Consider the following 19724-nt stretch of genomic DNA (forward strand, 5'->3'; position numbering starts at 1 on the left):
CTTATACTCAATGAAAATCAAAGAGCAAACTAGGAAACTAGCCACAGGCTGTACTTGAGTACGGCAAGGCGACGTTGACGTGGTTTGAATTTGATTTTCGAAGAGTATTAAGAACCAAAACTCTTGAAGAAGTTGACAATGGCTTGCCAGAGGGAGCTTAAAAAGTTCCCGCCGTCCTCTAGCGCCTTATCAGCATCAAAGTTAAGGTTGATATTTTTAAAACTGTCGCCAGCTTGTGAAACAATACTTTGTTTCAGGTCATTCAAGGTTTTAGTGAAGTCTGCATTGCTGAGGATATCACTTTTTGAGAGATTTAAAGCAAAATTGATGATGATATTGATCTGGTTTCCTGTTATAACCTGATCAAGTTTGTAATTTTTTAAGGTATCTTCAACGATTTTACGGACATCTTCCTCTGTCAGATTTCCCTTGCTTTCTTTAGCTTTGGCAAGTCCTGACTTGATATCGGCTAGGGCAACGTTTAATTTATTAGCATCATAGCCTGATTTGTCCTTGTTTTCAGCATTGATATCTGACAAAGCCTTTAGCTCTTCTTGAGCCAAATCTTTGTTGGCTTGTGGCACCTTGGCTCCATTAGCTTCTAGAGAATAGTATATCCCTGCTAAAGCACTCTCACCTGTAACTGGAATGGGGGCGGCTACAGTGATTTTGGCGTGTTCCACACCCAAAGTTACGGCCGCATTGCGGTACATATCCTGCGTCACCTTAGTGATGTTTTCTGGTGTTTCAATCTTGACCTCAAGTGGCGACTTGTCACCTAGTTTTTGAATCTTGGCTGATGAATACAACTGTAAACTAGAGTCATTGGCCACATTCATGATTTTAGAATAGACATCAGGTGTCATAGTCTTGAGTTCTTTGGTATCTGTTGAGGCATTGTAGCCCAGTTTTTTAAGGGTTTGATTTTTTTGGTCTTCAGATAGGGATGAACCTAGGACATATTCAGGTTGGACATAGGTTTCATCGATGACTTTTTGCACATCTGTTGCTGCATGGACACTATTCATAGCTGTTACTGCCCACAAGACCGCAGCACTGGTCAGAAAGAGTTTCTTTCTCATAGGGAATTCCCTCCTTTACCTTTCTAGAGTAATATATCTATCTTAAAGAAAACTTATAACAAAAACACCTGGGCTAGCCAGATGTCGAAAAGAGAGTGAAACATTTGATGATGTAAAGGTTGAGTTGCACCTGTCTAGAATAGTAATAGTTTCCTCCATTTACATAGAGTTCGGCACCATGAAAAATGGAAATGGGGTGAATATAACTATAAGTCTTTCCAGTGGTATTACCAAGCAAGGGGGCAACAGTCTCACGAGAGTACTGTTTGGCCAGAGCCAAGGTATTTTCCTTGCCATTTTGGGCGATAAAATCGATATAGGCAGGTCCAAAATTATAGGCTTGAACAGCCGTCCAGACATCTACATCCTTTTTCTGGGCCAGATAGAGATTGTCTGTCAGAGTTTGAACGCCTTGCCGAATGCTAGAGGCATTATCATTGATGGTGTTGGTGGAACCACTGGCAGACTCACTAGATTGCATAACATCGCCTTCTTTTCCTTTTGTTTCGGTATAAATCATAGCGAGCACAAGCTCTTCGTTTGCTGGAGTGTCTTTTTCACTCAAAATTTCTCGCACCATGGGTTGATAGGTCAGGACCTGCTTGACATCTTGGTGAACACGGTAAGCTTTATAGCCAGCAAAAAGGAAGACTGCTAGTACAAGCACTCTTCGAATTCGTTTAAACATTATTTACTTTGGATATCCTCGATATTTTTGATTAAGATAGAGTAGGTTCCATTGTCATTTTGGATAAACTCAACAGACTCGGCGTCTTGATAGACGTTATTGGGAACGATGAGCTCAATTCCATTTGACAAGGAGAGTTTTTGGTTTTCAAATTTTTTAAGCTGACGACTGGCATCAATTTCATCAAACTGAACTGGCTCTGGTACTGCTTCTTTGACTTGGTCAATAAAGCTTAATCGAGCTGTCAGATTGTTGTCAAAAAGGTCGTTGGCCAATTTTTCAGGTGACAATTCATTGTTTTCTTCTAGGTTGTTGAAAATCGCTGATTTGACCTTAGATTGAAATTGAAAGTCATCTGTATTAAATGTCTCAGCAATTCTCTGGGCTGTTTTTTCCAGTTCCTTGATGGATTTCTTGGGTGAAATCTTAGGGGCGACGGCAAGAAGATTTTCTGAAAAATAGTTCAAAAAAGCCCCGTTGTACTTGATTCGTTTTTCAATCAGATGGTACTTGCGACTTTGAAGATTAACCACCAAGGCTTCATCAGCCCCTGTTCCAAATCCAGGCAGGTTATTCTGAGTCAGCTTGATTGGATTATCAACTTCTCCTCCGAGGTGAGTCAAGGTCTCACGCAGGGCAATTCTCAAGAAAGCAAAATGTTCCACGCCTTCTTTAGAAAATTGCACAAAAATCAAGTCATTGGTCTTGAGGTTTTCAGAAATACTGAACTCTTCTTTCCAGAGATTAGCCAGTGTTACTGATGTCTCCAACAAATCGTCTGTGATATGATTGAAGAAGGGATTTTCTTGCTCGAAAATCCCAGTCTTGGCTTCATCTGAATACACACGTTCAATTTTTTTACGCAAGTATTCTTCGATTTTTGGAGTAATATTGAGAAACTTATCCGCTAGGAACAGCTCGGTATCATCCGGACTGAACTGGTGAATAATAGCTTTCTTAATATAAATGTCCATAAAAGTTTTAGTCCTCGTATAATGGGAAGGCATCTGTTAATTCTTTAACTGCACTTCTCACTTCTTCTAAGACAGCTTCATTTTCTGCATTTTTAAGGGTTTTAATGATGAGTTCAGCCACTTTGCGACTTTCTTCTTCACCAAATCCACGTGCAGTAATAGCTGCTGCTCCGATACGAATCCCACTTGTCTTGAATGGTGACAAGGTTTCGTAAGGAATTGAGTTTTTATTTAGGGTAATATTGACTTCATCCAGCAAGTTTTGAGCAACTTTTCCGTTTTCTACAACCTTAGTAACATCCACTAGGAAGAGGTGGTTTTCAGTTCCACCAGAAATGATACGGAAATCAGAATCTTGCAAGAAGACATCTGCCATAGCCTTGCTGTTCTTGATAACATTGGCAGCATATTCCTTGAAGGCTGGATCCAAAACTTCTTTGAAAGAAACAGCTTTAGCTGCCACAACATGCTCCAAAGGACCACCCTGAATACCAGGGAAAATAGCTGAATTGATTTTCTTAGCAAGTTCTTCGTCATTAGTCAAAATCAAACCACCACGAGGTCCACGAAGGGTTTTGTGAGTCGTTGTTGTCGTGATGTGAGCGTATGGCACTGGGCTAGGATGTAGACCAGCCGCAACCAAACCAGCGATATGAGCCATATCTACCATGAGCTTAGCACCAACGGCATCTGCAATTTCACGGAATTTTGAAAAGTCGATAATTTGAGAATAGGCTGAAGCACCTGCTACAATCAATTTTGGTTTTACTTCTTGGGCTTGTTTCAAGATAGCATCAAAATCCAAAAGTTCCGTTTCAGGATCCACACTATAAGAAACAAAGTTGTAGGTTTGACCAGAAAAGCTAACAGGAGCTCCGTGGGTCAAGTGTCCACCTGCTGCTAAATCCATCCCCATAACGGTATCACCTGGCTCAATTAAGGCCATGTAAGACGCACAGTTGGCTTGGCTGCCTGAGTGAGGTTGGACATTAGCGAATTTAGCGCCGAAAATTTCTTTTGCGCGTTCAATGGCTAGAGATTCTACCACATCTACTACATCCGTTCCACCATAATAACGGTGTCCTGGGTAACCCTCGGCATATTTGTTTGTCAAGATAGACCCTTGAGCTGCCATAACAGCCTTGGAAACTACGTTTTCCGAAGCAATCAACTCAATGTTGTTTTGTTGGCGTTCTTCTTCTTTAGCAATAGCATTCCAGAGATCAGCATCGTATGCTTTAAAATCATCTTTGTCAAAAATCATAGGTCTTCTCCTTTTATTGTGTGACTAGTCCATTAGTTTAATTTTCTTATTAGAAAATTAAACTAAAAGATGCGAATAAACCGTTTCTGCATTTTATCACAAGTATAACCAACTTTTTCATAAAATGCATGAGCACCCAGACGATGATCGGCAGAGTTTAAGCGGATAAACCCATAACCACGTCTTTTTGCTTCTTGATCCAACCCTTGCAGTAAGCTTTTACCAATACCTTGCCCTTGTGCTTGAGGTGAAACTGCTAAAGCTAAGATATTGAATCCTGCTTTGGAATAAAGGGATTCGTAAACCTCAGCGTGGACATAACCAAGTAAGACATGACTAGCTGCATCCTCATAGCCAAGTAGGAAATGATGTTCATCTTGAGACAGTCTAGCTAGTTGATTAGCCGTTTCCTCTGGACTAAAAGAATAGCCCAAAGCATCTTGGTTGATCTCACATATTGTTTTCACATCAGTTTCTCTTAAATTTCTTAGCATTTCATGCCTCCTCAAAAGAAATCTCTGGCAACCGAGCAAGAATATCTTCTCGCTTAATGGCCCCTTGGCGTAAGATTTTCACCTTGTCTCCCGACAAATCCAAAATCGTTGAATCCTGTCCAGTTAGAAAAGCATCGTCTTCCAGACCCAGAACCTCTTGGTCAAAATCCTCTAGAATTTGATTAAAGGTCACTCCACTTGCCTGACCTGAAATATTGGCAGACGGCCCAATCAAGGGACCTATCTCTCGAATCAAATCAAGGGTAATGGGATGACTCGGCATTCGAAATCCAACAGTTTCAAGGCCAGAATTGACCCAATAGGGGACTCTGTCATTAGCTTCGAGAATAATGGTCAAGGGACCTGGTAAAAAGGTCTCTACAAGTTTTTGAAGATAAGTTGGCTGATTCTTTGAAAAACGCAAGATATCCTCTAAAGAGGCAATATTGAGATTGAGTGCCTTGTCTCTGGGACGACGTTTAATCTGGTATACATGATTAACTGCTTTTTCGTCTAGAGCCTTGGCAAAGAGACCGTAAACTGTCTCAGTAGGTAGAACGACCGCTCCACCATTTTCCAACTCTTGTCTAATCCTGTCCATCATCAATTACAACCATCCTATCTTGACCAAACTGGTCCTTGAGCGTTCGTACTCTTTTTTCAGGAAGGTATTTCCTAAAAAGTTTAGGAACACTTTGACCTTGCTTGTATCCAATTTCAAGGTAAATCTTACCACCATCTTTGAGATAGTCTGTTGCATCTTCCGCAATTCTACGGTAAATAGCTAAGCCATTCTCGTCTGCAAAGAGAGCTAGATGAGGCTCCGAATGCAAAACATTCAAGCCGACCTCTGACTCATCTTCACGAGAGATATAGGGTGGATTGGAAACAATTATATCATATTTTTCAGAAATTTCTGTAAAACAGTCAGATTTTTTTAAAAATATTTGAAGATTTTGATTTTTAGCATTTTCCTTAGCTAAATCTAAAGCATCTTGGGAAATATCTGCTGCTGTCACTGACCAATCTGGTCTGTTTTTTGCTAGAGCGAGAGCAATAGATCCACTACCTGTTCCAATATCCAGAACTGAAAGATTCGTCTCAGGATTTTCAGCCAGGATAAGCTCAACCAACTCCTCTGTCTCTGGACGAGGAATCAAAACCCGCTCATCCACTTTTAACTGCATTCCATAAAAATCTGCCTGTCCGATGATATACTGTGCTGGTTTATGAGCTGCTAACTGTTGGAAAATTTCTTTTACAAATACTTCTTCCTCTTCCGTCACTTCCTGCTGGAGGGCAAAAACAAAGTCTGTAAACGTGAGGTCTTTCAGACTACGATAGACAAAAGAGAGGCTTTCTGCTTCCTCTCCTTTTCTTATCAACTCTTCTTCAAAATCTGAAAATAATTGAGCTAATTTCATTATTTGTTTAATTCTTCTAATTTTTGCGTTTGGTCATAGAGCACCAAGGCATCCACAACTTCATCCAACTTACCAGACAAAATGGTATCTAGTTTTTGGAGGGTCAAGCCGATACGGTGGTCTGTGACACGGTTTTGTGGGAAATTATAAGTACGGATTCGTTCTGAACGGTCCCCAGTACCGATTGTTGACTTACGCTCAGCGTCTTGTTCATCCTGAGCAATTTGTGCAAAGTGGTCAGCAACACGCGCACGGATGATTTTCATGGCTTTCTCACGGTTTTTCTGCTGGGTACGTTCTTCCTGCATCTCAACCTTGATATTGGTTGGCAAGTGAACGATACGAACCGCAGTCGCAACCTTGTTGACGTTCTGTCCACCAGCACCAGAGGCGTGATAGATGTCGACACGAAGGTCTTTTGGATCAATATCGTATTCAACTTCTTCTACTTCAGGCATAACAAGAACTGTCGCTGTCGAAGTATGAACACGGCCTTGGCTTTCTGTCACAGGGACACGCTGTACACGGTGGGCACCCGATTCATACTTGAGTTTAGAGTATACAGATTGACCTGAAACCATGGCAACGACTTCTTTAAAACCACCGACACCATTCATAGAGGATTCCATGACTTCAAAGCGCCAACCTTGGGCTTCCGCATACTTTTGATACATAGTTAGAAGGTCTCCAGCGAAAAGTGCCGCTTCGTCTCCACCAGCTGCTCCACGGATTTCAAGGATGATATTTTTGTCATCGTTTGGATCCTTTGGAAGGAGCAAGATTTTCAGTTTTTCTTCGTATTCTTCTTTTTCAGCCTTGGCATCTTTGAGTTCTTGCTTGGCCATTTCTTCCAAGTCAGCATCTCCACCTGATTCCTTAATCATTTCTTCAGCGTCAACGATGTTTTGAAGGACTTGTTTGTACTCACGGTAGGCTGTTACTGTATCACGAGTTGAAGCTTCTTCTTTTGAAAGCTCCATAAAACGTTTGGTGTCAGAGACCACATCCGGGTCACTCAGCAATTCTCCTAATTCTTCATAACGGTCTTCTACAGCTTGTAGTTGATCATAGATGTTCATTTTTCTTCATTCTCCTTATTGATTTCAGGCGCAAAATAATGTTTACGGCAAACCGAGATATAGGTTTCATTGCCACCGATTTGAATCTGCTCACCATCATAGACTGGCAGTCCATCCTGTGTACGCAAAACCATAGTTGCCTTTTTCTTACAATACTGACAGATGGTCTTGATTTCGTCAATCTTGTCTGCTAAAAGCAAGAGATATTTGGAACCTTCGAACAGTTCATTGCGAAAGTCATTTTTCAAACCAAAAGTCATGACAGGTATATCTAACTCATCAACAACACGAGCTAGGTCGTAAACATGGTAACGCTTGAGAAACTGAGCCTCATCGACCAACACACAGTAAGGTTTCTCAGGTAAATCTCGGATAAATCCAAAAATATCTGTTGACTCCTCAATTGCAATGGCAGGGCGTTTCATGCCAATACGACTCGACACATAGCCAACACCGTCACGCGTATCCAGAGCCGAGGTCATAATCACAACACCTTTTCCTTGCTCCTCATAGTTATAGGCCACCTTGAGAATCTCAATCGTCTTACCAGAGTTCATGGTCCCATAACGATAATACAACTGTGCCATGTTTCTTGCTTCACGTCCATTTCTAAATTTTTGCTACATTCTAGTATATCATAATTTTCTTAAGCTTTAAACGGCAAAATGTGGTAAAATAGAAGAAATAAAAACTAGTGGAGGAAGCTATTATGCCATTTGTACGCATCGATTTATTTGAAGGACGCACGCTCGAGCAAAAGAAGGCTCTTGCTAAGGAAGTAACGGAAGCGGTTGTCCGTAACACTGGAGCACCTCAATCTGCTGTCCATGTCATCATCAACGACATGCCAGAAGGAACTTATTTCCCACAAGGAGAAATGCGCACCAAATAAGCTAGCTTAAGCAGAATTGCTTAGGCTTTTTCAATCTCCAAGTAGCATCCATTGAAGAAATAGCCTAAATTTGTTACAATTTGAAAGGATACTTGGAAAAATTTCCAAGAAAAGAGCTATTTATTAAAGGAAACATTATGATTACACGTGAATTTGATACCATCGCTGCTATCTCTACTCCCCTAGGTGAAGGGGCTATTGGTATTGTCCGCCTGAGCGGAACAGAAAGTTTTGCTATTGCGCAAAAGATTTTTAAAGGAAAAGACTTGAGTCAGGTTGCCAGCCACACTCTCAACTACGGTCACATTGTTGATCCTCTGACTGGTAAAGTCATGGACGAGGTCATGGTGGGAGCCATGAAGTCTCCAAAAACCTTTACTCGTGAAGATATTATCGAGATTAACACCCACGGTGGGATTGCGGTGACCAATGAGATTCTCCAACTAGCGATCCGTGAAGGAGCTCGGTTGGCAGAACCTGGTGAATTTACTAAACGCGCCTTTCTAAACGGTCGTGTGGATTTGACACAGGCTGAGGCTGTGATGGACATCATCCGTGCTAAGACAGACAAGGCTATGAACATTGCAGTTAAGCAATTAGACGGTTCCCTTTCTGACCTCATTAACAATACCCGTCAAGAAATCCTCAACACACTTGCCCAAGTTGAGGTTAATATAGACTATCCTGAGTATGACGATGTTGAGGAAGCCACTACTGCTGTTGTCCGTGAGAAGACTAAGGAGTTTGAGCAATTGCTAACCAATCTCCTTAGGACAGCCCGTCGCGGTAAAATCCTTCGTGAAGGAATTTCCACTGCCATCATCGGACGCCCCAACGTTGGGAAATCTAGCCTTCTCAACAACCTCTTGCGTGAGGACAAGGCTATCGTTACAGACATTGCTGGTACTACTCGAGATGTCATCGAAGAATACGTCAACATCAATGGTGTCCCCCTTAAACTGATTGATACTGCAGGAATTCGTGAAACAGATGACCTGGTTGAACAAATCGGTGTTGAGCGTTCGAAAAAAGCCCTTAAGGAAGCTGACTTGGTACTACTTGTGTTAAATGCCAGTGAACCACTAACCGCCCAAGACCGCCAACTCCTAGAAATCAGTCAGGAGACTAATCGCATTATTCTTCTTAATAAAACCGACCTGCCTGAAACGATTGAAACTTCTGAACTTCCAGAAGATGTCATTCGCATTTCAGTCCTTAAAAACCAAAACATCGATAAGATTGAAGAGAGAATCAACAACCTCTTCTTTGAAAATGCTGGTTTGGTTGAGCAAGATGCTACCTACTTGTCTAATGCCCGTCACATTTCCTTGATTGAGAAGGCCGTTGAAAGCCTACAGGCTGTTAATGAAGGGCTGGAACTAGGTATGCCAGTTGACTTGCTTCAAGTTGACTTAACTCGTACTTGGGAAATCCTCGGAGAAATCACAGGGGATGCTGCACCAGATGAACTCATTACCCAACTTTTTAGCCAATTCTGTTTAGGAAAATAAGAAAAATCCATGATCCTTCATTCGGTCATGGATTTTATTGTCTTTATTAGTAATCTGGTCTTAGGACACCTGTTACAGTTGCCTTGGTCGCTTCGTAGTCGCCATCTACGACAACCTTGATAATGCGTTTAGCATCTTCTTCTGGTGCTGGAACAAGAGGTAGACGAGTTGGTCCAGCTTCAAATCCCATGTAGTTCAAAACTGCCTTAACTGGAGCAGGACTTGGATAAGAGAAGAGGGCATTGACCTTAGGAATGAATTTACGTTGAATAGCTGCAGCCTTCTTCATATCGCTTTCTGTAATAGCAGTAAACATCTCGTGCATTTCATCCCCATTTGTATGAGAGGCAACAGAAATAACCCCATCCGCACCAAGGTTCATGGCATGGAAAGCATCTCCATCCTCACCAGTATAGACCAAGAACTCTTCTGGTTTGTGCTCAATCAAGTAAGCCATATTTGCTAAACTAGTACATTCTTTGACACCGATAATATTTGGATGGTCAGCCAAGCGAAGCATGGTTTCTGGAGTCAATTCGACAACCACACGCCCAGGAATGTTATAGATAATAATTGGTAAGTCAGAAGCATCTGCAATGGCTTTAAAATGCTGATACATTCCTTCTTGCGAAGGTTTGTTGTAGTAAGGAACAATAGCAAGTCCAGCAGCAAAGCCGCCAAATTCTGCTACTTCTTTGACAAACTCAATAGAGTCACGCGTATCATTAGTACCTACACCCGCAATCAAAGGAACGCGTCCATTGACAATCTTTTGTACAGCCGCAAATAGCTCCAACTCTTCATCGTGAGTCAAGGTTGGACTCTCAGCAGTCGTTCCAGCTAGAAGAATGCCGTCTGTATGATGAGCCAACAAATGCTCAATCAAGGCTGGAATAGCATCAAAGTTGATGGAACCATCCTCGTGGAAGGGAGTAATAAAGGCAGTGATGATTTTACACTCTTTTAAATCTTGATAAGACATGAAAACACCTCTCTATTTCAAAGAAGGAGTTCATCTGAACTCCTAAACGATATGACTATTTTAATTCAAATTTCAATTCGGCAGTTGGACGAACCAAGCCACGTTCGTGAAGAGTTTCTGCAATCTGAACTGAGTTCCAAGCAGCACCTTTGAGAAGGTTATCTGAAACAACCCACATGTGGATTCCTTTTTCAGCATCCAAGTCTTTACGGATACGACCAACAAAGGTATCACGTGAACCCACTGCATTGATAGCTTGAGGATAAATTTGATGAGCTACATCATCTTCAAGAACAGCACCTGGGAAGGCTGCGATAGCTGCTTTTACTTCTTCAATTGGAGCCACTTCTTTTGTTTCGATGTAAACAGACTCAGAGTGAGCTGACAAGACTGGAATACGGACACATGTTGCCGATACTGCAATGCTATCATCTTCCATGATTTTCTTAGTTTCCTTAGTCATCTTCATCTCTTCGTAAGTGTAATCATTGTCAGTGAAAACATCAATTTGTGGAAGAGCGTTAAAGGCGATAGGATAGTGTTTCTTGTCCCCACCTGAAGGCAAGATTTCCGCATGCAAATCACGTGGGTTTACACCATCATTCAAGACTTCACGAAGTTCACGTTGTGTCTCAAGAATTGCTCCCATACCAGCACCTGAAACTGCTTGGTAGGTTGAAACAATGATACGGTCCAAGCCCCATTTTTGGCGAACTGGCTCAAGAGCTACCATCATTTGGATTGTTGAACAGTTAGGGCAGGCAATGATCCCGTTGTGAGCATCAAGTGCATGAGCATTGACCTCTGGAACAACCAAAGGAACATCTGGATTTTGACGGAAGTAAGATGTATTATCTACTACTACCGCTCCAGCTTTAACTGCGTATGGTGCATACTTAGCTGATGTAGAACCACCTGCCGAAAAGAGAGCAATATCAACTCCTTCAAAAGCTGTTTCAGTCGTTTCTTCAATCGTAATATCTTGGTCTTTAAATTTTAAAGTCTTGCCTGCTGAACGTGCAGAAGCAAGTAAACGAATTTTATCGATTGGAAGTGTTGATTCTTCCAACATTTTTATCATCTGAGCACCGACAGCACCTGTCGCGCCGACTACAGCAACTGTATATCCCATAAATAACCTCTTTCGGAATTTTCTAAAAATTTCTATAATAGAAGTATTATACTACTTTTTCCATGAATTGCAAAGCTTTTTCATCATTTTTTGGAAAATAAAAATCCCCAGTCGCTAGACCAAGGACTAAGAGGCATCTTCATGTGATGAGCAGGTTCACACAACTCATCAAGGTCCGCTCCTGCGTTATGACCTCCTTATGCTCAATAGTAGTCCGAAGACTACCTATCGACTCATCGCATCTACTATTCTACTAGATAGAGTCACTTTTGTCAACAGACGAAACTCTTTAACTTCATTTATACAGGTCGATAAGAAAAACCTTGATCTCCCAAGGTCATTTTGTTTCTATCATGCTAATTGCCGGGATTGAACCGGCGACCTCATCCTTACCATGGATGCGCTCTGCCAACTGAGCTAAATCAGCTTACTTGAAAAGTATACTATAATCAGAAAAGCTTGTCAAGTTTCCTTAGAAATTTTCCATAAGAAAAAGCCAGGTAAAGGCTACCTAGCTTGTCCTATTCTATTTGCTTAAATCAATTCGACGACCAATTTTACCAATAATAATCGCTCCAATAATCAATGAAGCAAATTCACCGATCCCTGTTGTAAACCAAGTAAGGAAGAATGGTAATTCTGCTACAATATTTAACTCTGCAGCGATAGTAAACATGGAAATTGAAAAGAGGATTGAAAAAAAGAAATGATCTTTTCGAATTAATCCATTAAAGAAGTAATCTTTGCTGTATTTTGCAAAAAGCCAAACACCTAGACTGAGGAATACCAAGGTTGATCCGCCACCAACAAAGACATCTAGTAGTCCGAAGCTAAAGAAATTAGCAATCATACAACCGATAGTAACTCCGATGATGTACTTGGGATTGTAAAAAGCCATAAAGTTCATCATTTCTGAAATACGAAACTGATAAGCACCATAGCTGATGGCATTTAGGGGCGGTGTGACAGTCAAAACGACATAAATAGCAGCAACGATTGCAATATCTGCAACATCACGAATAGTTAATTTTTTCATTTTTTCTCCTTTGGCGGTTATCCGCGTGTAATATGCTTGGTGAAAGAAGCTAAGCACCAAGGGTTGCTTTATTCAACCTTACTAGTATAGCACAATAGCCTGCTTTATGCTATACTTAAAGCATGAAAAAACCTATTCAAAAATTTTTTAACAATGAAATCTTAGCCTATCTCTTTTTTGGCCTTGCAACAACTCTAGTTTCGATTCTCTCACGACTAGTCATTTATCAACTAAGTCATCAGGAACTCCTTGCTACTGCTCTAGCAAATATTATTGGTATCCTCTTTGCCTTTATCACAAATGATACGATTGTATTTAAGCAAGCAAGGAAGAATCGACTTATTCGTTTAGTGAAATTTTTTCTTGCCCGCCTTTCTACTTTTCTGTTAGATTTGCTCTTTACTTTTCTGTTTGTGACTCAATTCCCTCATATCATAGGGCAATTCGTAAATGAAAACATTGATAAGATAAATGCTATTGAAACAATAATTGCACAAATACTCATTATTATCATCAATTATATCTTGAGCAAGGTCTATATTTTTAGAAAATAATGTTCCATTTATGAGCCTTTTAATTGCCTTCTATAATGATTTAGGATACAATGAAACACGAAACGTTGAAAGGAAAACAGTATGTTAAAAAATCTAAAATCATTCTTGCTTCGAGGAAATGTTATTGACCTTGCTGTCGGTGTTGTCATTGCCTCTGCTTTTGGTGCTATCGTTACTTCACTTGTAAACGACATTATCACTCCTCTTATTTTAAATCCAGCTTTGAAAGCTGCTAAAGTCGAACGTATCGCTCAACTTTCTTGGCATGGAGTCGGCTATGGTAACTTTTTAAGTGCTATTATCAATTTTATCTTTGTGGGTACCGCCCTCTTCTTTATTATCAAGGGTATTGAAAAAGCACAGAAACTGACTGGCATAAAGGAAGAAAAAACTGACGAAAAAAAACCAACCGAATTGGAAGTCCTTCAAGAAATCAAAGCTCTTCTTGAGAAAAAATAATCGTTTAAAAGGATCTAGCACAAAGCTAAATCCTTTTTTCTTTACTCTTTGGGTAACTTGCCTGCTTTTTCTAGCATCTTCTTGATAAGATAAGGCATCTTGACATTCTCCCGACCTTTTTTCTCAATTAGTTTTTTCACAAATTCAGGCATTTGTAAATCTTGAGATTCAGCCAAAATGTTTTTCGTCTCATCTGAAGGAACTAACTCATCAAAGGTTTCTTCTTCTGGAAGAAATTCCTTAAACTCTTGATGTTCATTGGCTCTGACTGTATTAATCAAGGCAGCAATTAAGCGAGAATCCGTATTTGGCATTGGTGGACGATGGTAGTTTACACCCAATTCCTGACATAACTCATAACATTCCACATCATTATCAAACAAGACCTCAATATGCTCACTAATGAAGCTGATAGGAACAAAAATATAATGGTCTGGATGTTCTGTCTGTTCTCTGAGATACTCCAAAACATCTGGCTTAATCCATGGAATACCGATATCACTTTCACTCTGCCAAGTGTTGGTATATTGTTCGGAACTCAAACCTAGTTTTTCAGCGACTAACTTGCTATTTTCAAAAATTTGATCGATATAGGGATCACCAAAATCCAAGGCAAAAATGGGCACACTGTGGGCTGAAAAGATGACTTTAAAGCTATCCTGCTTTACTTCTTCTTTTAAAATCTTAGCAATTTCATCTGCCCAATAGTTTAAGAGCTCTTCTTCCTGATACCAGTCCTTAATGACCAAAAATTGAATTTGCTTGCTTTCTAAAAATTTCTCATAGCCCATGACAGAGTAAAAAGAATAATGAGGCTCCAAAATCAAGCAAATACACTGTTCAATGCCGTCTGCTTCCATCTGACCAATCACATCTGGGATAAAGGGTTTGGAAAATTTATTGGCAAAATAGACACTATATTCATTTCCCAGTCTAGCTTCTACCAAGGCAACCTCTTCACGGGTAATTCTTTGCAGAGGCGTGCCTCCAATTCGTACATAATTATCATAGAGAGTTTGAATCTCGTGGTCTTGAGGTCTCACTCCGCGACGAATATTTGTGAAAAAATCAGCCACACCTTCAAAGGTAATCTCTTCTGGCGAACCGAATGTCATCATTAAAATTGCTTTTTTCATAACTGCTTCCTTGTGATATTTTTATCAAGTTTATTTTATCATTTATCCATTAATAAGTAAACGCCAACATAGCGAATTTCCCGAACTTCTGTCTTTTGTTTTTCTTTTCTTTCTATGATACAATGGAAAAAATGAATTCAAAAGGAGTTTTTTATGACTTACCCCAATCTCTTGGACCGCTTCTTAACCTACGTTAAGGTCAACACACGCTCTGATGAACACTCTACTACTACTCCAAGTACACAGAGTCAGGTTGACTTCGCAACCAATGTCCTGATCCCTGAAATGAAACGTGTTGGACTGCAAAACGTCTACTACCTTCCAAATGGTTTTGCGATTGGTACCTTGCCAGCCAATGATCCATCTTTAACACGTAAAATTGGCTTCATCTCCCACATGGATACTGCTGATTTTAATGCCGAAGGAGTTAATCCTCAGGTAATTGAAAACTACGATGGTGGTGTGATTGAACTAGGGAATTCTGGTTTCAAACTCGATCCAGCTGACTTTAAGAGTCTTGAGAAATATCCAGGACAAACGCTCATCACAACCGATGGAACAACCTTACTAGGTGCTGATGACAAGTCAGGAATTGCTGAAATTATGACTGCTATTGAATATCTGACTGCCCACCCTGAAATCAAGCACTGTGAGATTCGTGTTGGTTTTGGTCCAGATGAGGAAATCGGTGTTGGTGCCAATAAATTTGATGCAGAAGATTTTGATGTGGATTTTGCCTACACTGTTGATGGTGGTCCATTAGGTGAGCTTCAGTACGAGACCTTTTCAGCAGCGGGTGCTGAATTGCATTTCCAAGGACGCAATGTCCACCCTGGTACTGCCAAAGGTCAGATGGTCAACGCCCTTCAGTTAGCAATTGATTTTCATAATCAACTTCCAGAGAATGACCGACCTGAGTTAACGGATGGTTACCAAGGTTTTTACCATCTAATGGATGTGACAGGTAGTGTCGAAGAGGCGCGTGCAAGCTACATCATTCGCGATTTTGAAAAAGATGCCTTTGAAGCTCGTAAAGCAGCAATGCAGTCTATCGCTGATAAGATGAATCAAGAACTTGGTAGCGACCGTGTCACTCTCAACTTGACAGACCAGTACTACAATATGAAAGAAGTCATTGAAAAAGATATGACTCCAATTACCATTGCTAAAGCCGTTATGGAAGATTTGGGGATCACTCCTATAATCGAACCAATCCGTGGAGGGACAGACGGCTCTAAGATTTCCTTTATGGGAATCCCAACCCCTAATATCTTTGCTGGTGGCGAGAATATGCACGGACGTTTTGAATACGTTAGCCTTCAGACTATGGAACGTGCAGTTGATACCATCATTGGTATCGTAGCTTATAAAGACTAAAAATGGGCTGGGCAAAAACTCAATTTTAAGAGAAAATGAAGTAAATCTTCACACAATAAAACGCATAGTATCATTTTCGGCTCCTGATACTGTGCGTTTTTTGATTATAAATGCGAATTATTTAGTGGCGCTTCTCTTTATTGATGAACAGCTTGGGCTGCTGTGATAAGGGTCAACTTATAAACATCATCTGCATTACATCCACGAGAAAGGTCGTTAACTGGCTTGTTCAAACCTTGTAGAACAGGTCCAACAGCCGCAAAACCACCAAGACGTTCTGCCATCTTGTATCCGATATTTCCTGCCTCGATACCTGGGAAGATGAAGACATTTGCTTGACCAGCTACTGTACTTCCAGGAGCTTTCAAAGCTGCAGTTTCTGGAACAAAGGCCGCATCAAATTGCAACTCACCATCGATTTCAAGATCAGGACGCAAGTCGTGAGCAATTTTAGTAGCTTCCACAACCTTATCAACGCTTTCACCAAACCCTGAACCTTTAGTAGAATAGCTTAGCATAGCAATTTTAGGCTCGATACCAAACATCTTAGCTGTGATTGCTGAGTTGATGGCAATTTCAGCCAAGGCTTCTGCATCTGGATTGATATTGATAGCACAGTCTCCAAATAGGTAACGTTCCGTACCACGAACCATGAGGAAGGCTCCTGAAGTACGAGTCACATTTGGACGAGTTTTGATGATTTGTAGGGCTGGGCGAACTGTTGAAGCTGTTGAGTGAATCGCACCTGATACCATTCCATCAACCAAGTCCAAGTAAACCAACATAACACCAAAGTAGTTGACATCTTCAACCAAAACCTTGCGTGCATCTTCTTCAGATATTTTGCCCTTGCGACGCTCTACCAAGGCAGCAACCATTTCTTCAAATTGAGGATAATGTTGAGGGTCAATGACTTCATAACCATCCATGATCCCTTCAATTTCAAGATAAATTTTAATTTTTTCAGGATTTCCAAGCAAAACAGGAATCACTTCTGTTTCTTTTACCAGGCGTTTAGTTGCTTGAAGAATACGAGGTTCTTCCCCTTCAGGGAGAACGATACGAGCATTTTTACCAACCAGGTTGGATTTGAGACTTTCAAAAACTTCCATGAGTTTTCTCCTTTAAGATAATAATTATACTCTGAATCAGTTTTTATAGAGTATTAGTTGATAACTGGGTAATAAGGTTGCTGAAATCATCCGGCAAGGGACTTTCTAACTGCAAGTCTTGCTCTAAAAACGGATGATAAAAGGATAGGTAATGGCAATGCAGGGCCTGACGTTGGATGCCGTCGTCCAGACTACCACCGTATAAATCATCTCCCAACAAAGGAAAACCAATATGAGAAAAGTGGACTCGAATTTGGTGGGTTCGACCAGTATGCAGGCGAATATCAACCAAGTGAATACTTCCATAAGAAGCTACAATCTTGTAGGATGTATGGGCATACTTTCCACCTTTAGCCACTCGTCTAGTGATAATGGAGTCTTCATCACGCGCAATCGGAGCAATAATTTCTCCTTCCGACTCCAAATGTCCATCCCCCTTAACCAAAGCAAAGTAGCGTTTTTCAATGGACTTCTTCTGCAACTGCTTGTCTAATCGTGCGTGGGCATATCCGTGCTTGGCAAAGAGCATCAAGCCAGAAGTGTCCCTATCAAGCCTAGTTACAATGTGAACCTGCTGATTTTCGTAATTTTGCTTGACATAGTAACCCTTGATAAAATTAGCAATGGTATTGGAGTGATTGACACTAGGAATAGAAGCCACTCCATAGGGTTTATTCAAGACTAGAAAATGGTCATCCTCATAGAGAATGTCTAATGGTCTCTCGATAGCTTCGAGAGTTTCAAAACCTTCCTCAGCGGGAATATCAATGGTAACTCGGTCTCCAATATCCAATAGATAGGTTGCATTTTGCGGTTGGTCATTGACCAGAATAGCTCCGCCTCGAAACTTAATCTTAGCCAGCAGCCCCTTAGAAACCTCGTGCTTTTTTAAGAAGGTCTTAACCTTGACATGCTCATCTGCGATAAATTCAAACCTCATTCGTCCACCTCGCCGATGAAAGCATCCTTAACACGATTCCAGAAACTGGTATGGCTCGGCGATGCGACAAAGTGAATCTTATGATGGTCGATTTGATACTCAATTCGCTCAATATTGCGGAAGGAATAAACGCTATTGTCAACCGAAATGGTATGGTAATCGTTTCTCGTTGGAATGAGTTCAATCTTATCCTTCTTAGGAACAATAATAGATGAACCCAGCGTTCGATAAACACGATTGTTAAGGCTGGCAATTTCTGTCAACTGCAGAGCTTCAATGGTAGGGTGTAAAACAGCTCCGCCGAGCGACTTGTTATAGGCTGTACTACCAGTCGGTGTCGAAACTGTTAGCCCGTCTCCACGAAAACGTTCAAAGGGAACACCATTGATGACAATATCTGCTACCATTGTTCGATCCGACCTTCGGATACTAGCTTCATTTAGTGCTCTAAAAATCTTCACTTCACCATTTCCAAGAAAGACCTTCACATTTAGAACAGGGTAAGAGACTCTTGCTCCTGTATCTAGCTGCAAATTAGTCACTAGCTTGTCCAACTCAAAATCACGGTAGTCCGTATAGAAGCCCAAATGTCCAGTGTGAACACCGATAAAGCGTACCTTGTCAAGCTGATTTTCGTACTTATGAAAGGCCGACAAGAGCATGCCATCCCCACCAATGGAAATAACGATATCTGGATTGGTATCATTGAGTATAAACTGATTTCTCTTCAAACGATCTCGCAATTCATACAAAACCCTTTGACTCTGTGGTTTTCTATTGGCTATCAGGTCAATTCGTTTACCTGTATTCTTCATCTGTATCGTCACTGTTTCCTACACCATCATTTAATTTTCTACTCAAAGGATCAAAAAGTGCCTGGGCTTCTTGGATATCATCACGAATTTTACCCATTTCTTCATCCAACTGATGGGCAATTTTGGCAGTAATTTCCAGTCTCTTTTTAATTTCCTCTGGGAAAGCCCCTTGGTACTTGTAGTTGAGAGAATGTTCTATCGTTGCCCAGAAATTCATGGCCAAGGTACGTATTTGAATTTCCGCCAATATGGTCTTAGCACCATTGATAGTGTCAACCATATATTCTACTACCACATGATAGGAACGGTAGCCTGAAGCCTTTCGATGAGTAATGTAATCTCGCTCTTGTACGATCCGCATATCCTGACGCTTGCGCAAAATAGCCACAACTTCTTGGACGTCATCTACAAACTGGACCATCACACGCAAACCAGCAATATCCTGTAAATCGTGTTCTAAGGTCGCATAAGTAATACCACGTCGAGCCATTTTTTCCTTGATACTTTCAATTGGCTTGACTCGACCAGTCACAAACTCAATCGGAGAATGCTTATTTTGCTTGCGATATTGCTTCCGAATACCACGTAGTTTAATCTTTAACTCACCAACAGCTTGAATGTAAGGATCTAGAAATTCTTCCCATTCTAAGGTCATATATTCTCCCTTGTTCTCATATTATCCTTCAAAAATATCTTTGATTTTTTCTCCAGATTCATATACAATAAATACAATGCTTATTATACCATAAATCCGCTTTCAACGATAAAGAAAA

General features: G+C 40.7%; 22 protein-coding genes, 1 tRNA gene and 1 riboswitch. Of the genes, 5 read left to right on the top strand and 18 right to left on the bottom strand.

Features of this window, described 5'->3' with window-relative positions; translation table 11 throughout:
* Positions 1–107 precede the first annotated feature (107 nt).
* From HT714_RS01180 to HT714_RS01220, 9 genes are all read right to left on the bottom strand, one after another.
* Complete coding sequence (locus HT714_RS01180; protein WP_001227769.1) at positions 108–1082, bottom strand: DUF1002 domain-containing protein; 975 nt, start codon at positions 1080–1082, stop codon at positions 108–110.
* 73 nt (positions 1083–1155) lie between these two features.
* Positions 1156–1770 (bottom strand): cell wall hydrolase Pmp23, encoded by a 615-nt coding sequence (gene pmp23, locus HT714_RS01185; RefSeq protein ID WP_173251353.1) that lies wholly within the window; start codon positions 1768–1770, stop codon positions 1156–1158.
* Positions 1770–2744, bottom strand: a complete 975-nt coding sequence (locus HT714_RS01190; protein ID WP_173225905.1) for a nucleoid-associated protein — start codon at positions 2742–2744, stop codon at positions 1770–1772. Before HT714_RS01190 ends, pmp23 begins: the two co-directional genes overlap by 1 nt.
* A gap of 7 nt (positions 2745–2751) precedes the next feature.
* On the bottom strand, positions 2752–4008 hold the full coding sequence (gene glyA, locus HT714_RS01195; RefSeq protein WP_173225903.1) for a serine hydroxymethyltransferase: 1257 nt from the start codon (positions 4006–4008) through the stop codon (positions 2752–2754).
* A 62-nt stretch (positions 4009–4070) separates the two neighbouring features.
* Positions 4071–4502 (bottom strand): GNAT family N-acetyltransferase, encoded by a 432-nt coding sequence (locus HT714_RS01200; protein ID WP_173225902.1) that lies wholly within the window; start codon positions 4500–4502, stop codon positions 4071–4073.
* A 1-nt stretch (position 4503) separates the two neighbouring features.
* A complete protein-coding gene (locus HT714_RS01205) occupies positions 4504–5106 on the bottom strand; it encodes an L-threonylcarbamoyladenylate synthase (protein ID WP_173225900.1) in 603 nt (200 codons plus the stop codon).
* Positions 5090–5926: a peptide chain release factor N(5)-glutamine methyltransferase gene (gene prmC, locus HT714_RS01210; protein ID WP_173225898.1), complete on the bottom strand. Its 837-nt coding sequence runs from the start codon at positions 5924–5926 to the stop codon at positions 5090–5092. Before prmC ends, HT714_RS01205 begins: the two co-directional genes overlap by 17 nt.
* The gene (gene prfA, locus HT714_RS01215; RefSeq protein WP_173225896.1) at positions 5926–7005 is read right to left on the bottom strand and encodes a peptide chain release factor 1; all 1080 of its coding nucleotides are present in this window, start codon (positions 7003–7005) and stop codon (positions 5926–5928) included. The genes prmC and prfA overlap by 1 nt, the downstream gene beginning before the upstream one ends.
* The gene (locus HT714_RS01220; RefSeq protein ID WP_173225894.1) at positions 7002–7592 is read right to left on the bottom strand and encodes a thymidine kinase; all 591 of its coding nucleotides are present in this window, start codon (positions 7590–7592) and stop codon (positions 7002–7004) included. Before HT714_RS01220 ends, prfA begins: the two co-directional genes overlap by 4 nt.
* Before the next feature lie 122 nt (positions 7593–7714).
* Between HT714_RS01220 and HT714_RS01225 the strand changes: the two genes are divergently transcribed.
* Positions 7715–7897 carry a 4-oxalocrotonate tautomerase gene (locus tag HT714_RS01225; protein WP_001117401.1) on the top strand — a complete coding sequence of 61 codons (183 nt, stop codon included), beginning with the start codon at positions 7715–7717 and terminating at the stop codon, positions 7895–7897.
* Positions 7898–8034: 137 nt separating this feature from the next.
* Positions 8035–9408, top strand: coding sequence for a tRNA uridine-5-carboxymethylaminomethyl(34) synthesis GTPase MnmE (gene mnmE, locus HT714_RS01230; RefSeq protein ID WP_173225892.1), 1374 nt, complete (start codon positions 8035–8037; stop codon positions 9406–9408).
* A gap of 46 nt (positions 9409–9454) precedes the next feature.
* On the opposite strand, the gene dapA is transcribed toward mnmE, so the two are convergent.
* The 4 genes from dapA to HT714_RS01250 form a co-directional block, all read right to left on the bottom strand.
* On the bottom strand, positions 9455–10390 hold the full coding sequence (gene dapA, locus HT714_RS01235) for a 4-hydroxy-tetrahydrodipicolinate synthase (protein ID WP_173225890.1): 936 nt from the start codon (positions 10388–10390) through the stop codon (positions 9455–9457).
* Positions 10391–10445: 55 nt separating this feature from the next.
* Positions 10446–11522 carry an aspartate-semialdehyde dehydrogenase gene (locus HT714_RS01240; RefSeq protein ID WP_000542463.1) on the bottom strand — a complete coding sequence of 359 codons (1077 nt, stop codon included), beginning with the start codon at positions 11520–11522 and terminating at the stop codon, positions 10446–10448.
* 354 nt (positions 11523–11876) lie between these two features.
* A tRNA-Thr gene (locus HT714_RS01245) sits at positions 11877–11949 on the bottom strand.
* A gap of 99 nt (positions 11950–12048) precedes the next feature.
* Positions 12049–12558, bottom strand: a complete 510-nt coding sequence (locus HT714_RS01250) for a QueT transporter family protein (RefSeq protein WP_173225888.1) — start codon at positions 12556–12558, stop codon at positions 12049–12051.
* Positions 12556–12652, bottom strand: a riboswitch (PreQ1 riboswitch). (Overlaps the previous gene by 3 nt.)
* A 28-nt stretch (positions 12653–12680) precedes the next feature.
* Here HT714_RS01250 and HT714_RS01255 point away from each other — a divergent pair.
* Positions 12681–13112 (top strand): GtrA family protein, encoded by a 432-nt coding sequence (locus tag HT714_RS01255; protein ID WP_173225886.1) that lies wholly within the window; start codon positions 12681–12683, stop codon positions 13110–13112.
* A gap of 81 nt (positions 13113–13193) precedes the next feature.
* On the top strand, positions 13194–13571 hold the full coding sequence (gene mscL / locus HT714_RS01260; RefSeq protein WP_000916792.1) for a large conductance mechanosensitive channel protein MscL: 378 nt from the start codon (positions 13194–13196) through the stop codon (positions 13569–13571).
* A gap of 41 nt (positions 13572–13612) precedes the next feature.
* On the opposite strand, the gene hemH is transcribed toward mscL, so the two are convergent.
* Positions 13613–14707, bottom strand: a complete 1095-nt coding sequence (gene hemH / locus HT714_RS01265; protein ID WP_173212363.1) for a ferrochelatase — start codon at positions 14705–14707, stop codon at positions 13613–13615.
* A gap of 153 nt (positions 14708–14860) precedes the next feature.
* On the opposite strand from hemH, the gene pepT reads away from it, so the two are divergent.
* Positions 14861–16084, top strand: a complete 1224-nt coding sequence (pepT, locus tag HT714_RS01270) for a peptidase T (protein ID WP_173225884.1) — start codon at positions 14861–14863, stop codon at positions 16082–16084.
* Between the two features lie 137 nt (positions 16085–16221).
* On the opposite strand, the gene pta is transcribed toward pepT, so the two are convergent.
* The 4 genes from pta to HT714_RS01290 are packed head-to-tail and all read right to left on the bottom strand — an operon-like array spanning position 16222 to position 19606.
* Complete coding sequence (pta, locus tag HT714_RS01275) at positions 16222–17196, bottom strand: phosphate acetyltransferase (RefSeq protein WP_173225883.1); 975 nt, start codon at positions 17194–17196, stop codon at positions 16222–16224.
* Positions 17197–17239: 43 nt separating this feature from the next.
* A complete protein-coding gene (locus HT714_RS01280) occupies positions 17240–18136 on the bottom strand; it encodes an RluA family pseudouridine synthase (protein ID WP_173225881.1) in 897 nt (298 codons plus the stop codon).
* A complete protein-coding gene (locus HT714_RS01285) occupies positions 18133–18951 on the bottom strand; it encodes an NAD kinase (RefSeq protein WP_033677288.1) in 819 nt (272 codons plus the stop codon). The genes HT714_RS01280 and HT714_RS01285 overlap by 4 nt, the downstream gene beginning before the upstream one ends.
* Entirely contained in the window at positions 18935–19606 is a 672-nt protein-coding gene (locus HT714_RS01290; protein WP_173225879.1) for a GTP pyrophosphokinase family protein, read from the bottom strand. The genes HT714_RS01285 and HT714_RS01290 overlap by 17 nt, the downstream gene beginning before the upstream one ends.
* Between the last annotated feature and the right edge of the window lie 118 nt (positions 19607–19724).

Source organism: Streptococcus sp. 3705, from assembly GCF_013277145.1.
Taxonomy (GTDB): domain Bacteria; phylum Bacillota; class Bacilli; order Lactobacillales; family Streptococcaceae; genus Streptococcus.

Excerpts from the sequence above, each read along its gene's own strand:
- HT714_RS01180 (WP_001227769.1), bottom strand. The coding sequence starts at position 1,082 with ATGAGAAAGAAACTCTTTCTGACCAGTGCTGCGGTCTTGTGGGCAGTA.
- pmp23 (WP_173251353.1), bottom strand. The coding sequence starts at position 1,770 with ATGTTTAAACGAATTCGAAGAGTGCTTGTACTAGCAGTCTTCCTTTTT.
- HT714_RS01190 (WP_173225905.1), bottom strand. The coding sequence starts at position 2,744 with ATGGACATTTATATTAAGAAAGCTATTATTCACCAGTTCAGTCCGGAT.
- glyA (WP_173225903.1), bottom strand. The coding sequence starts at position 4,008 with ATGATTTTTGACAAAGATGATTTTAAAGCATACGATGCTGATCTCTGG.
- HT714_RS01200 (WP_173225902.1), bottom strand. The coding sequence starts at position 4,502 with ATGCTAAGAAATTTAAGAGAAACTGATGTGAAAACAATATGTGAGATC.
- HT714_RS01205 (WP_173225900.1), bottom strand. The coding sequence starts at position 5,106 with ATGATGGACAGGATTAGACAAGAGTTGGAAAATGGTGGAGCGGTCGTT.
- prmC (WP_173225898.1), bottom strand. The coding sequence starts at position 5,926 with ATGAAATTAGCTCAATTATTTTCAGATTTTGAAGAAGAGTTGATAAGA.
- prfA (WP_173225896.1), bottom strand. The coding sequence starts at position 7,005 with ATGAACATCTATGATCAACTACAAGCTGTAGAAGACCGTTATGAAGAA.
- HT714_RS01220 (WP_173225894.1), bottom strand. The coding sequence starts at position 7,592 with ATGGCACAGTTGTATTATCGTTATGGGACCATGAACTCTGGTAAGACG.
- HT714_RS01225 (WP_001117401.1), top strand. The coding sequence starts at position 7,715 with ATGCCATTTGTACGCATCGATTTATTTGAAGGACGCACGCTCGAGCAA.
- mnmE (WP_173225892.1), top strand. The coding sequence starts at position 8,035 with ATGATTACACGTGAATTTGATACCATCGCTGCTATCTCTACTCCCCTA.
- dapA (WP_173225890.1), bottom strand. The coding sequence starts at position 10,390 with ATGTCTTATCAAGATTTAAAAGAGTGTAAAATCATCACTGCCTTTATT.
- HT714_RS01240 (WP_000542463.1), bottom strand. The coding sequence starts at position 11,522 with ATGGGATATACAGTTGCTGTAGTCGGCGCGACAGGTGCTGTCGGTGCT.
- HT714_RS01250 (WP_173225888.1), bottom strand. The coding sequence starts at position 12,558 with ATGAAAAAATTAACTATTCGTGATGTTGCAGATATTGCAATCGTTGCT.
- HT714_RS01255 (WP_173225886.1), top strand. The coding sequence starts at position 12,681 with ATGAAAAAACCTATTCAAAAATTTTTTAACAATGAAATCTTAGCCTAT.
- mscL (WP_000916792.1), top strand. The coding sequence starts at position 13,194 with ATGTTAAAAAATCTAAAATCATTCTTGCTTCGAGGAAATGTTATTGAC.
- hemH (WP_173212363.1), bottom strand. The coding sequence starts at position 14,707 with ATGAAAAAAGCAATTTTAATGATGACATTCGGTTCGCCAGAAGAGATT.
- pepT (WP_173225884.1), top strand. The coding sequence starts at position 14,861 with ATGACTTACCCCAATCTCTTGGACCGCTTCTTAACCTACGTTAAGGTC.
- pta (WP_173225883.1), bottom strand. The coding sequence starts at position 17,196 with ATGGAAGTTTTTGAAAGTCTCAAATCCAACCTGGTTGGTAAAAATGCT.
- HT714_RS01280 (WP_173225881.1), bottom strand. The coding sequence starts at position 18,136 with ATGAGGTTTGAATTTATCGCAGATGAGCATGTCAAGGTTAAGACCTTC.
- HT714_RS01285 (WP_033677288.1), bottom strand. The coding sequence starts at position 18,951 with ATGAAGAATACAGGTAAACGAATTGACCTGATAGCCAATAGAAAACCA.
- HT714_RS01290 (WP_173225879.1), bottom strand. The coding sequence starts at position 19,606 with ATGACCTTAGAATGGGAAGAATTTCTAGATCCTTACATTCAAGCTGTT.